General features: G+C 56.6%; 1 pseudogene. It reads right to left on the reverse strand.

The features are described 5' to 3' along the window. A pseudogene (locus tag C5P05_RS00370) lies at positions 1-703 on the reverse strand (hypothetical protein); the annotation flags it as partial. Positions 704-792: the final 89 nt, after the last annotated feature.

A 792-nucleotide genomic window follows, 5' to 3' on the forward strand; every position in this document is an offset into this window, starting at 1 on the left:
GCGACTGTTGACGCAATACTTCCTCCACGAGGTAGTCTTGTACGAACTGGTGGCTGCCTGTGAAGGAGGCAATAAACGATTCGGGGTCCTTGTGCATGCGAAGCGACTGGGCGGCCAATTTCAAGCCTGAAACCCACCCCTCCGTGCGCGCTTCCAGTGCGCAAACCTGGGACTTGGAAAGACGGACATCGCCACCTTGATTTAAGAACGCATCAGCTTCTTCCACTCCGAATCGAAGGTCCTGCTGGCGAATTTCCACCAATTGCTCGCTCACACGCAATTTCGCCAGCGATATTTCTGGTTCCTCGCGGCTGGCGACGACCACGTGCAACTGGGCCGGCATGTGGTCAAGCAAAAACGTCAGCACCTCATTGACGCCTGCACTGGCCGCCAGGTGGTAGTCATCTAAAACCAGAACCAGCTTGCCGGGAATCGTCGATAGCTGGTTCACCAACAGCGTCAAAACAGTCTCTGCCGAGGCTGGCGGCGAACTCCTCAGCATGGCTGCCAAGCCCGACCCCACGGTTTGAGAGACCACCACCAGTGAAGAAACAAGGTATTCGAGAAAACGGTTGGGATCGCGGTCTTCCACGTCTAGCGAGAGCCAAGCACTTGGAAAGGGGCAATCCTGCGCCCATTGGCTAACTAATGTGGATTTTCCGAAGCCTGCGGCTGCGCACACCAGCGTCAACTTGCTTGACACACCCTCGTCCAGGCGTTTGGACAGCGAAGGACGTGAAATGCCATGGGCTGGCCTGGGCGGTGCGAAAAATTTAGTGGCCAGTAGGGCTG

Source organism: Rhodoferax ferrireducens, assembly GCF_003347515.1.
Classification (GTDB): Bacteria; Pseudomonadota; Gammaproteobacteria; order Burkholderiales; family Burkholderiaceae_C; genus Rhodoferax.